This is a genomic window from Pedobacter sp. MC2016-15 (assembly GCF_026239695.1).
Lineage (GTDB): Bacteria > Bacteroidota > Bacteroidia > Sphingobacteriales > Sphingobacteriaceae > Pedobacter.
This window is the reverse complement of the sequence record NZ_JAPIVS010000007.1, coordinates 223,841-237,308: the sequence shown is the minus strand read 5'-3', so window position 1 is coordinate 237,308 and position 13,468 is coordinate 223,841. Positions and strand designations below refer to the sequence as shown.

General features: G+C 43.6%; 11 protein-coding genes and 1 tRNA gene. 3 read left to right on the top strand and 9 right to left on the bottom strand.

Annotated features, from left to right (window positions below):
• Positions 1–18 precede the first annotated feature (18 nt).
• The 4 genes from OQY15_RS19655 to OQY15_RS19640 form a co-directional block, all read right to left on the bottom strand.
• Entirely contained in the window at positions 19–1,062 is a 1,044-nt protein-coding gene (locus OQY15_RS19655; protein WP_265793632.1) for a glycoside hydrolase family 43 protein, read from the bottom strand.
• Entirely contained in the window at positions 1,062–2,738 is a 1,677-nt protein-coding gene (locus OQY15_RS19650) for a RagB/SusD family nutrient uptake outer membrane protein (protein WP_265793631.1), read from the bottom strand. The genes OQY15_RS19655 and OQY15_RS19650 overlap by 1 nt, the downstream gene beginning before the upstream one ends.
• 9 nt (positions 2,739–2,747) lie before the next feature.
• On the bottom strand, positions 2,748–5,810 hold the full coding sequence (locus OQY15_RS19645) for a TonB-dependent receptor (protein ID WP_265793630.1): 3,063 nt from the start codon (positions 5,808–5,810) through the stop codon (positions 2,748–2,750).
• A 135-nt stretch (positions 5,811–5,945) separates the two neighbouring features.
• On the bottom strand, positions 5,946–7,880 hold the full coding sequence (locus tag OQY15_RS19640; protein ID WP_265793629.1) for a LuxR C-terminal-related transcriptional regulator: 1,935 nt from the start codon (positions 7,878–7,880) through the stop codon (positions 5,946–5,948).
• Between the two features lie 213 nt (positions 7,881–8,093).
• On the opposite strand from OQY15_RS19640, the gene OQY15_RS19635 reads away from it, so the two are divergent.
• The gene (locus OQY15_RS19635; protein WP_265793628.1) at positions 8,094–8,420 is read left to right on the top strand and encodes a DUF4870 domain-containing protein; all 327 of its coding nucleotides are present in this window, start codon (positions 8,094–8,096) and stop codon (positions 8,418–8,420) included.
• A gap of 10 nt (positions 8,421–8,430) precedes the next feature.
• On the top strand, positions 8,431–9,390 hold the full coding sequence (locus OQY15_RS19630) for a WG repeat-containing protein (protein ID WP_265793627.1): 960 nt from the start codon (positions 8,431–8,433) through the stop codon (positions 9,388–9,390).
• A gap of 62 nt (positions 9,391–9,452) precedes the next feature.
• Here OQY15_RS19630 and OQY15_RS19625 read toward each other — a convergent pair.
• Positions 9,453–9,526 (bottom strand) — tRNA-Asn (locus OQY15_RS19625).
• Between the two features lie 146 nt (positions 9,527–9,672).
• Between OQY15_RS19625 and OQY15_RS19620 the strand changes: the two genes are divergently transcribed.
• On the top strand, positions 9,673–10,593 hold the full coding sequence (locus tag OQY15_RS19620) for a PfkB family carbohydrate kinase (RefSeq protein WP_265793626.1): 921 nt from the start codon (positions 9,673–9,675) through the stop codon (positions 10,591–10,593).
• Between the two features lie 57 nt (positions 10,594–10,650).
• Here OQY15_RS19620 and OQY15_RS19615 read toward each other — a convergent pair whose 3' ends face one another.
• The 4 genes from OQY15_RS19615 to murB form a co-directional block, all read right to left on the bottom strand.
• Positions 10,651–10,884, bottom strand: coding sequence for a cytochrome b5 domain-containing protein (locus tag OQY15_RS19615; RefSeq protein WP_265793625.1), 234 nt, complete (start codon positions 10,882–10,884; stop codon positions 10,651–10,653).
• Positions 10,884–11,561 carry a lycopene cyclase domain-containing protein gene (locus OQY15_RS19610; protein ID WP_265793624.1) on the bottom strand — a complete coding sequence of 226 codons (678 nt, stop codon included), beginning with the start codon at positions 11,559–11,561 and terminating at the stop codon, positions 10,884–10,886. Before OQY15_RS19610 ends, OQY15_RS19615 begins: the two co-directional genes overlap by 1 nt.
• Before the next feature lie 125 nt (positions 11,562–11,686).
• Positions 11,687–12,217 (bottom strand): sigma-70 family RNA polymerase sigma factor, encoded by a 531-nt coding sequence (locus OQY15_RS19605; RefSeq protein WP_265793623.1) that lies wholly within the window; start codon positions 12,215–12,217, stop codon positions 11,687–11,689.
• Positions 12,218–12,384: 167 nt separating this feature from the next.
• Positions 12,385–13,410, bottom strand: coding sequence for a UDP-N-acetylmuramate dehydrogenase (gene murB, locus OQY15_RS19600; RefSeq protein WP_265793622.1), 1,026 nt, complete (start codon positions 13,408–13,410; stop codon positions 12,385–12,387).
• Between the last annotated feature and the right edge of the window lie 58 nt (positions 13,411–13,468).

Sequence of the window (13,468 nt, the reverse complement as noted above, 5' to 3'; positions counted from 1 at the left end):
TTTCTTTTAGTTCATTAGTTAAACGCCCGAAGGCACTGGCAATGCTGTTCCTTCTTTTACGGGTATACCGAAATTTGGTGTTCCATCCTTGTTCCAGCTAAACTTTTGCATGCGTGGAGAGCGTTTACCGCCGCAACCGCAGCCCGGGGCAGGGTTGGCATGGTAAAGTATCCAGTCTTCTTTCCCGTCAGGAGATTTAAAAAAGCTGTTATGTCCCGGGGCGTACACGCTGTTTTCCTTACTCGTGCTGAAAACCGGCCTGGGGTGCTTCTTCCATGAGCGCTGGTCCATCGGATCGGCATTGGCAGAGGCGGTCAGCATCCCCAGCGTGTAATGATCTGTCCAGCAGCCACTAGCTGAGAAGATCAGGAATAACTTATTGTCGTGCACCAGCACTTCCGGACCTTCGTTCACATTTACATGTGGTGGGTTTACAGGATCATTGAGGTCTCCGATTTTCTCCCAATCGAACTGCGGGCTTGAGATCTTCACCCGGGGGCCAGTCAGCGTATATGGGTTTTTCATCTTCGCAATGAAAATATCCTGCTGCCCGTTTTTGTCAGCCTCCCAGCCCGACCAGATCATATACAGCTGCCCCTTATGGTTAAACACTGAGCCATCGATGGCCCATTTATTACTGGCATCCTTGATTTGTCCTTTAAAAATCCATTCGCCCTGCATAGGATCTTTAGAGGCATTCTCGATGACATACATCCTATGGTTATCATTCCTGCCGTCATCAGCAGCAAAGTACATGTACCATTTGCCCTGCAGGAAGTGAATTTCCGGCGCCCATATGTTTTTGGAGTACAGGCCTGTCGCCGGCGCTGTCCACACCTTCTTTACAGGCGCATTGCGCAGGTCGGTAATGTTTTTCGTTTTCCTCAGCGCCAAACCATTTCCCGAAGCATTGGCATAATAGTAATAGCCATCCTTATGAATGATCCATGGATCGGCCCCCGATGGTAAAATCGGGTTGGTGAATGTGGACTGATTTTTTTGCTGCGCAACCGCAGAAAATGTCAGCATAAACAAAAAGAGGAAACAGAAGTTAACTTTCATTAGTAGCCTGGGTTTTGTGTTAATACTACGTCCTTATTCCTCTCGATCTCTCCCGCAGGGATTGGCCAAAGGTTATAGGTCGGCAGCATATCTTTATAGTAAGGGTTACATTTTTTCACACGGTCGTACAGCAATCCTAAACGTCCCAGCGTCAGTCGCCTTTTTTCTTCCACACCCAGCTCGCGCATTCTCTCATCGAGGATGTAGTCGATATTCACATTGGCAGGCAGCACTGGTGTAGCATTAGCCCTTGTACGGATCACATTGATATCCGCTGCAGCATTGCCCAGATTGTTGAGGCGCATATACGCTTCTGCACGGATCAGGTAAGTTTCTGCCAGCCTGAACAGGTACTGATCAGTGAATGTGGCACCTGCGGCAGGTTTGAGCAGGCCCGTTGCGGCATCCTGAATCAACTGTGTAGGATGATCAAAAGGTGTGGTTGCTTTACTCTGGTAAGCATAGAAAGCACGTGAAGGAACCGTGATTCCTCTTGGAGGATTGGAGGTGGAGATGACCTTACCGAACATATCTGAGGCCCTGTTATTGCAGGTATAATCACGCACAAAGTTATGGTTCGCATTACGGATATCATTTCTGAAATCACTCTGCCAGATATCATTCATAAAGTAACTTGTAGATACTGCCCATCCGATACCTCTGCCACCAGAATAATCATTATTCGGCCACAGGAAAGTAGGGACATTGGTAGTCGTACCCGCTGAGTTCACAAAAATATCACGTACTGAAGGTGCATGGTGTCTTTCCAGCATATAACTGGAATCTCTGTTAGTGGATAGTACACCACCGCCGATCACATCGGTTTCAAACTGCACCACCAGGATACCTTCTCTATTACCATAGGTAGTTCTGTTCTGGTTTTTCTGCTGGAAAAGATCCCAGTAGACATCGCCCGGCGTAACGGTAGACCTAGATCCGAAACGGGTTCTCATTAGACCCAAGTTGGCATTGCCGATGACCGTTGTGGCGGCATCAACAGCTTCCTGGTACTTGCCTGCCGCCAGGTAAACCTCGGCGAGCAGATGAGAAGCGGCTACATTACTGATTTCCCCATCGCGCACCGCAGTGATCGCAGGAAGGTTGGTCACTGCAAAAGTGAGGTCTGTAATTACCTGGTTAAGACATGCTTCCTTAGTTGCACGCACATAATCCGTTTTTGGTGAAGTCACTTCTTCCAGAGACAGTGGTACTCCTCCATACAGGTAAGTTAATGTACGGTAGGCCAGTCCCCTGAAGAATCTGGCATGGGCTTCAATCAATGTTTTTTGTGCATCCGTTAGCTCAGATTGTGGCATACGCGCCAGAATCGTATTGGTTTCGGCGACAATTTTGAAGAGTCTCCTCCAGTGATCACTGGCAATATTTCCTGTGGGATTATAGGCAGCAATCATATTGGTATGCCTGTCTGTTCCCGGTTCGCCGTCAAATACGAGATCCGTTCCGTAGATGTAATCAAAAGGCCGGCTTTCGTTGGCACTGTAAAATTCAGCACGGGTAAGTACATAGAGATCTATTACAGAGGCTGTAAAATCTTTATAGGTAATAAAAGCATTTGATCCGCTGAGGAATGAAATTGGTTTTTCGGTCAGAAAATCCTTTTTGCAGGAAGCGGTACCGAGTGTAAGTATAATTAATATAGCTAATAACTTCTTCATGACGTAATATTAAAATGTTGCGTTTAGACCAATTGAAACACCTTTGAGCAAAGGTCTGGCACCCATATTCAGACCGCCGTCAGCAATCTCAGGATCCCAACCTTTCCAGTCGGTCCAGGTGACCAGGTTCTTGCCACTGGCGAAGATGCTCAATCCCTTCATGCGCATAGATTTGAGCAGTGGCTCTGGAAATTTATAGCTCAATGTAATGTCCTGCAGACGAACAAAACTGCGGGATTTAAAATAGCGTGGATTGAATGTTGGCGAAACTTGTGACCTTGGATATTCTCCGTTCGGGTTCGTTGGCGACCACCAGTCGATACCAGCTATATTATTCCATCGGATATTGTTATCATTGAGGATGAGTGATTGTGAATTATCCCCAAGGTATCCACTGCCCCCACCCTGTACAGAGTTGATAAAAAAACTAAAGGTGAAGTTTTTATAATCAAATGAGTTCAGCACGCTGAAACGAAATGCCGGGTCTGCAGAACCTACAATCACCCTGTCCTGCGTGTTAACAACCCCATCACCATTGGTATCTATCACCCTGCGTGTACCAGGATAATATCCTGCCGGGATCGTTTCTCCGATGTTATAAATACCGTTATATCGGTAATCATAGAAACTGTTGATAGAGTGACCGATAAATAAATTACTGTTTATCAAATCTCCGTTACCAAGCAATTCAGTGATTTTGTTCACATTTCTCGAGAAGTTGAAGGTCGTGTTCCATCTGAAACCTCCTCTGTTGATGTTTGTAGAGGTCAGCGTGAGTTCTATACCTTTGTTTGATACACCACCAATATTGCTGGTAATGGTTTCAAATCCGGTAACACTTGGAATGTTAACATTGAAGAGCAGGTCTTTAGTTTGGCGGGAATACACATCCAACGCACCGCTCAGCCTTCCTTTAAATAAGGTAAAGTCGGCACCCACGTTGAGCTCCCTTGTTTTCTCCCAACGCAGGTTTGGGTTGCCCAGATTTCTGAGGCGCTGCCCAAACTGCGTATTGGAGTTTCCATCACCAAATATATAATTGTAACCGCTGGCTGCCACCTGGTCCAGGGAACGATAGCGTTGCACCTGATTTCCACTGACACCATATCCAGCACGTATTTTAAGATATTGTACTGCAGGCACTTTAAAGAAAGATTCATCCGTAACAATCCAGCCTAAGGATGCTGATGGGAATACTGCGTATTTATTGTTTTCGGCAAAGGCCGAGAACCCGTCACGTCTTACTGTACCGGTAAAGATGTATCTGTCGTCGAAAGTATAGTTGATACGGGCCATCTGGTAGTTTAGACTTTCGCGGTATCCATCAGATGCTGTAGTCTGCACCGCTCCGAGGCCAAGGTTATTATATCCAAGAGTTAAACGCGTAAAGCCCGTAGCATTGGCGACAGTTTTTTCGTCCCTACGATCAATTGAGCCGTAAAGTAAGGTTGCTGTAATACCATGTTTATTGATCTTGCGGTTAAAAGTCAGGATATTATCCAGGGTATAATCATAGTACTGTTCTGTACTTTTAGATGCACTTCCGGTCTGGCTGGCTCCGTAAGGATTAGCGATATATATATTATCTGTCCGCCCATTGTTACCAAAATTTACCCGGTATGATAGGCCCTCCAAAAATGGAAAGTTTATCTGCGAATAGAGGTTTGCAAAGTAGAAATTATGCCTTTCGAAGTTATCTATATCAGAATTACTAAAAGGATTGATATCCTGTGAAGTACTGTATGGCTGAACAATTACGTTGCCATTTGCATCATAAGGCACCAGCAGCGGTGAAGTTCTAAACAATGTAGTTTTGTCAGGTTCTGCTCCATCTTCGTTATTAAATGCGGCAAAAGTCTGTACACCAACAGTTAGCCAGTCAGTCACTTTTCCTTCGATGTTTGCCCTTGCGCTCTTGCGCTTAAACAGATCATTTTTTATAAAATTAGACTGATTGGTATAGTTTGCAGAAATCAGGTAATTGATTTTATCTGAAGCTCCCGACACACTGAGGCCATATTCATTGATATATCCCCTCTTAGTTCCCTGATCAAACCAGTTAAAATCATTAGGTAAAAGTCCGTTTGCATTCTTTACACCGCCATCAGCAATAACCGTGATGTCTGGTTGTACATAGTTAGGATTGGTATAAGACTTAGTAAGATCGAGTGCTTTTACGTATTCAAGGTATTCGGCACGGTTCATTGGTCGCAGATCGGATGAAGGTGTTTGTGTAGCATAAGAAGTGGTAAAATTGATTCTTGGTTCACCTTTACCCTTGCGGCTGGTGACCAATAACACCCCGTTTGCGGCCTGGGCACCATAAACTGCTGTTGAACTCGCATCCTTTAATACGTCAATTGATTCGATATCATCAGGGTTGATAGCCGAAAGGTTACCGTTATACTGAATCCCGTCAAGGATGATCAGCGCACTCTGATTTCCGCCCAGGGTATTCTGACCCCTTACCCTGATTGTTGGCGTGCTTCCGGCTTGTGTAACCGGCCCTACGTTCAAACCTGCAACAGCCCCTTGTAAGGATTGTCCGATATTCGTATTTGGGGCATCCCTGAAAGCTTCGAGGTTTGCTCGCGCGATAGCTCCGGTAACAGTAGCTTTTTTCTGCTGACCGTAGCCAACCACAACCACCTCTGTCAGGTTTTTATTGTCTTCGGCAAGTACAACGTTAAGCTCCAGGCCGGCACTGAGGTCTTTCTCCTGCGTAACAAATCCTGTATAGCTGAATGTCAGGATTACATTTTTATCTGCTACCCTGATTCTGAAGTTTCCGTTTTGATCTGTTACGGACGCGATATTGGTACCCTTAACTTTAACAGAAACCCCTGGCAGCGGAGCACCTTTGGCGTCAGCAACTTTACCTTTAACCTCTTCAATTTGCTGCAGGGCCAGGCTGTGTTTTGCGATGTGAGTTCCGGACCATTCTGCGGACCAGGCTTTACCCGGCAGGATAACAGTGAAGAGAACACCTGAAATCAAGGCAGTCACAGAGACGCTTTGTTTTACAGATTTCAGACTCCTCCTGTGTTTAATAGGCGTAAAAATTTTATTCATACGTTTGGATTATATTTGGTTGATAAAATTCATGACAATGTATAATCGCGTACGATCATGTTATTGCCACCAATGGTAAATCCAAAATAAACGAATGAGTTTCTTATTTACTGTTCAACCTTTTGTGTATTCGTCTCAATTTTCTCCGCTAGTTTTGATAAACTGATCCAGATTATCTGTTTTGCTGAGGTTGAGTTTTTGCTTGAGGCGGTAGCGCGTCATACGGATGCTCTTTGGTTCAACACCAAGTCGTATGGCGATATCTTTGTTTTCCAGACCCATAGCGATGTAGGAGCAATATTTGAGATCCAATCTTGTCAGCGTATTTCCGGCACTGTTTTGCAGGGCTCTGAAAAATCCGGGATGTATATCGGCTATAGATTTTAACTCTTCAGAGTTCTTGTCCATCCGCAGGTTCTGATTAACAATGCGGCCAATCTGGCGGGCTATGACCGGAGAGTCTGCCTGACTGGCCTTCTGTTTGAGCATCTCCAGGATGGTATTTTTTTCTTCGATTTTCAGCGTTCCGGCAAGCAACGCTTTTTCCAGCCAGTCGGTCCGGTCCTGCAGCAGTTCCTGCTGGGCCTGCAGGCGGGCACTTTCCTCCTCTTTTAACGCGGCTTTGAGTTCAGCCTCCTGTTTCTCCAGCATCAGGCGTGTGGCATCTGCCTGCTGTAATTTCGCCAGCAGTTCGGCTTCTTCTCTTTCCTGGTTGGCCATCTTCTGCTCCTGCTGGGAGGCTTTCAGTTTGTAGTGATAAGAGCTGAGCAGGAAGCCCAGGGAGATGATACCTGTAGAACCTATCAGTACATACAGCCAGTTTAATCTTCTGTTGTAGTCGTTGCGTTCTTTGAGTCTTGCAATCTCATTCTCGCGTTGTGACGCATGATATTGCTCTTCCAGCTGCTGTGTCACGGCTAACTTCTGCACATCAAAGACTTTGTCATGATAGGCATTGTACTGCTTGTAATAAGTCAGTGCTTTTTTAAGATCTCCGCTGCTCTCGGCAATATTTGCCAGTCCAAGCATCATCCGCGACCTGGTGATGTCTACACCATTTGATAGTGTCGCCAGTTCTGCAATTCCCAGGCTCAGGTATTCTTCTGCTCTTTTAAAATCCTTATCACGCAGGGCATACTCGCTGAGGATACCATATCCGTTAGCAATTACCTCGCGTCCGTTCGTAGTCCGTGCAATTTTGAGCGCGAGGTTCACATATTTGAAACTGCTGTCCCTGAATGAGGGCGGATAGTACTTGAAATAGCTGTTCGCCATATTTAAAGCAGTGACCGAAGCATTGCTTTGCAATAAGATCCTTTCTTTGTTGCTCGAGTAAAAGTTGAGGGCTCTGCGGTGGTAGGCAAGCGAAGAATCCAGCAAACTATGCTTGCTCATATCTTTTTCAAAAGCCGAGAAGAAACTATGTGCAACTGTCATGTACCCCGTTTGCATGTCGTCTGCAAAAATACTCCGGCGGGCGGCCGCAAGACAGGCAATCGCATATTTATGTTGCTTAAGCGTATCGCTGCCGTACGCATAGATACTGGCCATATAATGATTGATCAGCACCTTATAATTGATTGCCCGCCTGTTGTCTGTGTCTTTGATCAGCTGATCAGCTTTTAATAAGGCCGACATCGCTTTATCATTATTGCCCTGCACTACTTCCAGCCATCCTTTCCGAAACCAGACAAAAGATGCAATTGCCGGCGCTGTATTGCGGTCTACTTTCATTACTGCACTATCCAAATATTTCTCCGCACGCTGTTCCTGGTTTTGCTGCACGAGCAAATGTGCCATCGAGGCATAACAAAAGGCTTCTGCATCTTTATCATGATGTTTCTGCGCCATAGTGATCGCATCCTGGCATATGCGCAGTGATTTTTTGATATCCTTCTCAAAATTTGCGCGGGCAAGCTCGGCCATGATGATAGGCTTTTCTTTACCGGTGGCAAATTTCAGTTCCTTGCTCAATGAATCAATAATTAAGGACTGCGCAAAGGCCTCAGGGGAAATGATAAGCCAGATCAATAAAAACAGGAATACCGGAAGACACTTTTTTAATGGCATAATGGTAAAAATATCATTTTATCAGCTTGTTACAACTTATCGCTTTGAAAGCCGATAAAAATAACTTAATAATCAAATAGTTACTATCGTTTTGTAGACATTTTGTAGATGCATGAGCAAGAAGTTGTAGATAGCTTGTAGGCGCCGATTTTTTTGTCTTCCGGCTTCCCGGCAATACTTTCGTTTTATCATTTACAACAAAAACTAAAGCATATGTCAAACAAAAGCATGGCCATGATCGGCTACATCACAATTATCGGCTGGATAGTTTCCTACCTGGAATACAAAAAAAGCCCTGTAAAAAGTCCCCTGGTAAAATATCACCTTGGCCAGTCGCTGGGACTGATCATTCTTTCCATTGTTCTCAGTGTTATAGTCTCTGTCCTGGTGATGGTGATTCCTGCGATCAGCGTGGTTTCTATGGTCATTGGTCTGCTCACGATCATCCTATTGCTGATGGGTGTGATCGCTGCATCAAATGAAGCCATTAAACCACTGCCTGTTGTCGGCAAACTATTTGAAGGTAAATTTGATTTTTAATCAACCTGCCATGAGTCCTAAATTCCTTCTGTTTATTTTATTCTTGTATCTGGCAATGGTGGTATCGTCATCTGTTGCTCAGGTAAACCCATCAGGTACTCACTACCGCTTGAAGAGCGGGAAAAAGGTTAGACTGGATAGCATATATGTGTTCGATATGACCTATGATTGTGAGCAGGAAGGAAAAATCAGATTCCATGACCCTATCACAGACAAGGTAGGTTTCCTTGGCAGCCGCGGACAGGTGGTAATACCAGCGAAATTTAATGACGCCAGGCCATTTTATAATGGTCTGGCGCTGGTTATGCATGATGCAAAGCGTGTTTGCCTGGATGGTAAACCTTATGAGCGCGGAAAGTGTGAACATTGGATGTGGGATGGGGTTACTGCAATAATTGACAGTACCGGACGAATAGTGGCAGATCATCTCGACGATGACCTCATACGAAACTTAAACTGGTACTCAGCTAAACTCTGTAAATCGCCTTCTGCTGTGAAGGGTTACACCTCGTTCAAAACCATTGATGGACAGTATTACTCCATATTAAATTACGAAGCGGAGTTTAATAACTGGTTCTATGGTTGCTTCCTGCCGGGAGCAATTGCAGGCAAGCTTGTGCTGTATGATAAGGTCAGAGTAGAAAGTATGAGCAGAAGAGGGAAAGAAAAATCCTATGCAAAAAACACGTTCAGGACTAAATATGCTGATGTGATGAAAATAAAATTGAAGGCGATTCAAAGCAGGGCAATTGAAACGGTGATCTTCCCTTCCAGACTAAACCCATTTATACAAACCAGCAAAGAATTTAGACCGTATTATACCGATTGTGATGAGCCTAATGAAGCCCGGTACCCGGTTTTCGAAGTCATTACTACTATTCAGGTGAAGGGCGGCAACCCTAAGCAGGAGCATTATGAATTTTTGCGTACAGAGGTTGGATACAAACTATTCGGTGTTGCCTGGCAATAAAAATTAAAAGAGATCTGAAAACAGAAAAAGCCTTACCGGACATGGTAAGGCTTTTTTTTCTGCTCCCTCTGCTGGGCTCGAACCAGCGACCCTCTGATTAACAGTCAGATGCTCTAACCAGCTGAGCTAAGAAGGAGTACTCTGGTTATCCCTTAAAATGGCTTTCAGCTTTAATAAAGAACATAAAGTGTCGTCCGATTTGGGAATGCAATATTAGGGCTTTTAAATTATTTATGCAATATTTGTAACGAAAAATATTGAAAAAAATTTAAAATAAAACATATGAGCCTGATAATCATAGGGACTGTAGCATTTGACGCTATTGAAACACCCTTCGGAAAGACTGATAAAATCGTTGGTGGCGCTGCTACCTATGCAAGTTTAGCTGCATCTTACTTCTATAAAAAGGTAAAAATTGTAGGTGTAGTAGGTGATGACTTCCATCAGGACGACATTGATACCTTTACTACTCACGGTATCGATACAGAAGGCTTACAAATCAAAGAAGGTGAGAAATCTTTCTTCTGGTCGGGAAAATATCACAATGATATGAACAGCAGGGATACCCTGGTAACGGAACTGAATGTACTGGCCGACTTTGATCCGATTATCCCTGAGAGCTACCAGGACTGCGAATACCTGATGCTGGGCAACCTTACTCCACAGATCCAGCAAACAGTGATCAAACGTCTTAAAAACAGGCCTAAGCTGGTTGTTCTGGATACCATGAACTTCTGGATGGACGTGGCAATGGATGATCTGCTGGAAACGCTTAAGCTGGTAGATGTACTGACCATTAACGACGAAGAAGCAAGACAGCTGTCAGGTGAGTACTCTTTAGTGAAAGCATCCAAGAAAATCCTTACTATGGGTCCTAAATACCTGATCATCAAAAAAGGTGAACATGGGGCTTTATTATTCCACGAGGATAAAATATTCTCTGCTCCTGCACTTCCGCTGGCAGAGGTTTTTGACCCGACAGGTGCAGGTGATACCTTTGCAGGTGGATTTATCGGTTACCTGGCAAAAGTTGGTACTGTAAACTTCAACAACATGAAAAATGCAATCATCTTTGGTTCAGCGCTGGCTTCATTCTGTGTGGAGAAATTTGGTACAGAAAAGATCGTTAACCTTAGTGAAGATGAAGTTGCCAAACGTGTACAGCAATTTGTAAACCTGAGCTCCTTCGCTATCGAAGCTTAGTCAGTAATATCACTATACAAAAACGGCAGTTCTCTAAAAAGTACTGCCGTTTTTTTATCACCTCAGTTTCCCAACCGGCTTAAACTTTTCAAAAACAGCTTCGGTATGCGGGGCATCTGCCAATTCATCTGTAAGGTCCTGCCCTGCCCAGTGCTCATAATGTTTGCCGTTCCTCCATAACCTGCTTTCTCCGACATCATAGATGAACCCTTTGTAGGCAACCCAGATCTGCGGTTTATCCTGCCCGTTGCGTAAGGCCAGCTGCTGTTTGGTATATTCTGGTAAATCCATTAGTTACGCGCTCTGCTTTTGAACAGTTCATAAAGATAAATGCTCAGCAGCAACATCGACATATAATAGAAATGGCTTTCAAAAGGAATATGTGAGAAGTTGAAATTCAGCGTTTCCTCGGTGGTATACTGAATAACCGGGATAGACGTTAATATGCCGTAAACCGTATAAAACAGCAGGAGCGACACAAGAAAGGCACGGTAAAACTTATACATAAACCTGATCTTGTTCACATATTCTATATAGAGCAGGAATACCAGCAGGATAGAAAAAGTAAAGAGTGTATATAATTTCTGGTGACCAAAGTACAGCATGGCAATGCATACGCCCAGCAGCATATTACTGAGGGCAAGACTGTATTTTTCCAATGAATTGTCCTTATAACGCATATTCAGGAAGAGGTAGATAGCAATGCCGCTTAAGGGAAGCAGCAGAGATAAGAGCAGCTCTTCTATAGGTAGCTCCCACAAAGTCATCCCGCTCAGGTAAGGCGGATTAAACACAATGACCTTTAGCTGTGTGAGAAATTCTGTAGGCACCGAAAAAGCAAAGACGTTGATTAAAACGGCGAGAATGATAAATTTACTCTGACCTGCAAAATTAATTTGCCTGTTTGAAAATACTAAACCCGAAAACAGTAATAAACCCAGGTTAACGAGCAGGTAGGTGTAATTCATCGCAATTTTTTATATATGAATTGCCAAAAATAAACTTTTGAACCCGGATTCAAACGACAGCATCAGCAAAAAAAAAAGCGACTGATCTTTACGATCAATCGCTTTTCAAAGGGTTGAGCCGGTTATTAAACGATCTCAGTTCCCAGAATTTCTTTAGAATACGTCTTCAGATATTTTTTTAGTATCTGACGTGCTACGTGGATTCTTGTTTTAACAGTCCCAATGGGAATATCCAGCATATCTGCAATCTCATGATATTTATACCCTTCAAAGTATTTTACAAAAGGAACATGGTATTCTGGTTGCAGTGTTGCCAAAGCCTTATTGATGTCTCCGATAACGAATTTACTGTCACTTGTATTTTTTGTAGCACTGTAATGAAGATTTGCAGATGAGATATCTTCAGATTTTGTAATCAGTGCATTTGTTTTAACCAGTCGTCTGTAATTGTTGATGAAAGTGTTTTTCATGATGGTAAACAACCATCCCTTTAGATTTGTACCTTCTTTAAATTTACCGTAATAAGTTACAGCTTTAAGCATCGTATCCTGAACAAGATCGTTAGCATCTTCAATATCTTTAGTAAAATTTAAAGCGAATGACTGCAAAGAAACCGAATGGTTATGGAGCTGGAGGTTAAATTCATTTTTTGTCATAGTCTTTTAAGTTTTTAAGGTTAAAGAGCAAATAAACAGCGTGATAGAGTGGCGTTGTCTGTTTATTTAATCTTGCTTAATAACCTTAATGCAACATATGTACCAAAAAAGCAATTCAGAGGTTCAGGAAAAAAAATGCAGGTTTAGGTTTAACACACGACTGATTGTCACAAAATATTTACCTCACGCTCTAATTTGACGCCAAACTTAGCTTCTACAGTGTCTATAATCTTTTCCGAAAAACTATACACTTCAGCCCCTGTGGCCTGTCCATGATTCACCAGTACCAGCGCCTGGTTCTTCCATGTACCTGTATTGCCTTCTGCAATACCTTTAAAACCACATGACTCAATGAGCCATCCCGCAGCTAGTTTTACCTTTTCTTTTCCTACAGGATAACTGATCAGGTCCGGAAAAGTTTTGAGAATAGATTCATATTGTGCTTTCTCAATCACCGGGTTCTTAAAGAAACTACCGGCATTGCCGATGGTTGAAGGATCCGGCAATTTACTCACCCTGATTTCAGACACCACTTTAGAAATGTCAGCAATCGTTGGCCGTCTGATGCCCCTGTCTGCAAGCACAGCCTGAATAGCTCCGTATTGGGTATTAATTCTGGCCTGTGTATTTAATCTGAAGGTTACTTCAGTGATTACGTACTGTCCTTTCAGTTCATTTTTAAAGATACTATCGCGGTAAGCGAAATGGCAATCTGCAAATTCAAACTTCCTGATAGTGCCGGTAGCAATTTCAAAAGCCCTGCAGGATTCAAATACATCTTTAAGTTCTACACCATAAGCCCCGATATTCTGGATCGGTGAAGCCCCCACCGTTCCCGGGATCAGGCTCATATTCTCCAGTCCGGCAAAATCCTGTTCAACACAGTAATTTACCAGGTCGTTCCAGACAATTCCCGCACCGGCAGTGACCATTACCTGGTCCTCATTCTCTGCCGACCTTGCCGCAGAGATCCCGGGGATACTCAGCTTTAACACCAGTCCTTCGTAATCCTTTGTGAAAAGCATATTACTGCCACCGCCAAGAACCAACAATCTATTCTCTGTGAAAACAGGGAGCAGGCTCAGCTCACGCAAGTCTTCTTCAGTGAATATCTCGGCAAAGAAACGTGCTATCACATCGATACCAAAAGTGTTGTAGGGTTGCAGGGAGATATTTTCCTTTAGTAAATACATATTGGGCAAATGGTTGTTTGCGGCAAATGTAGAGATATTCAGACGGATTTTTTTTATT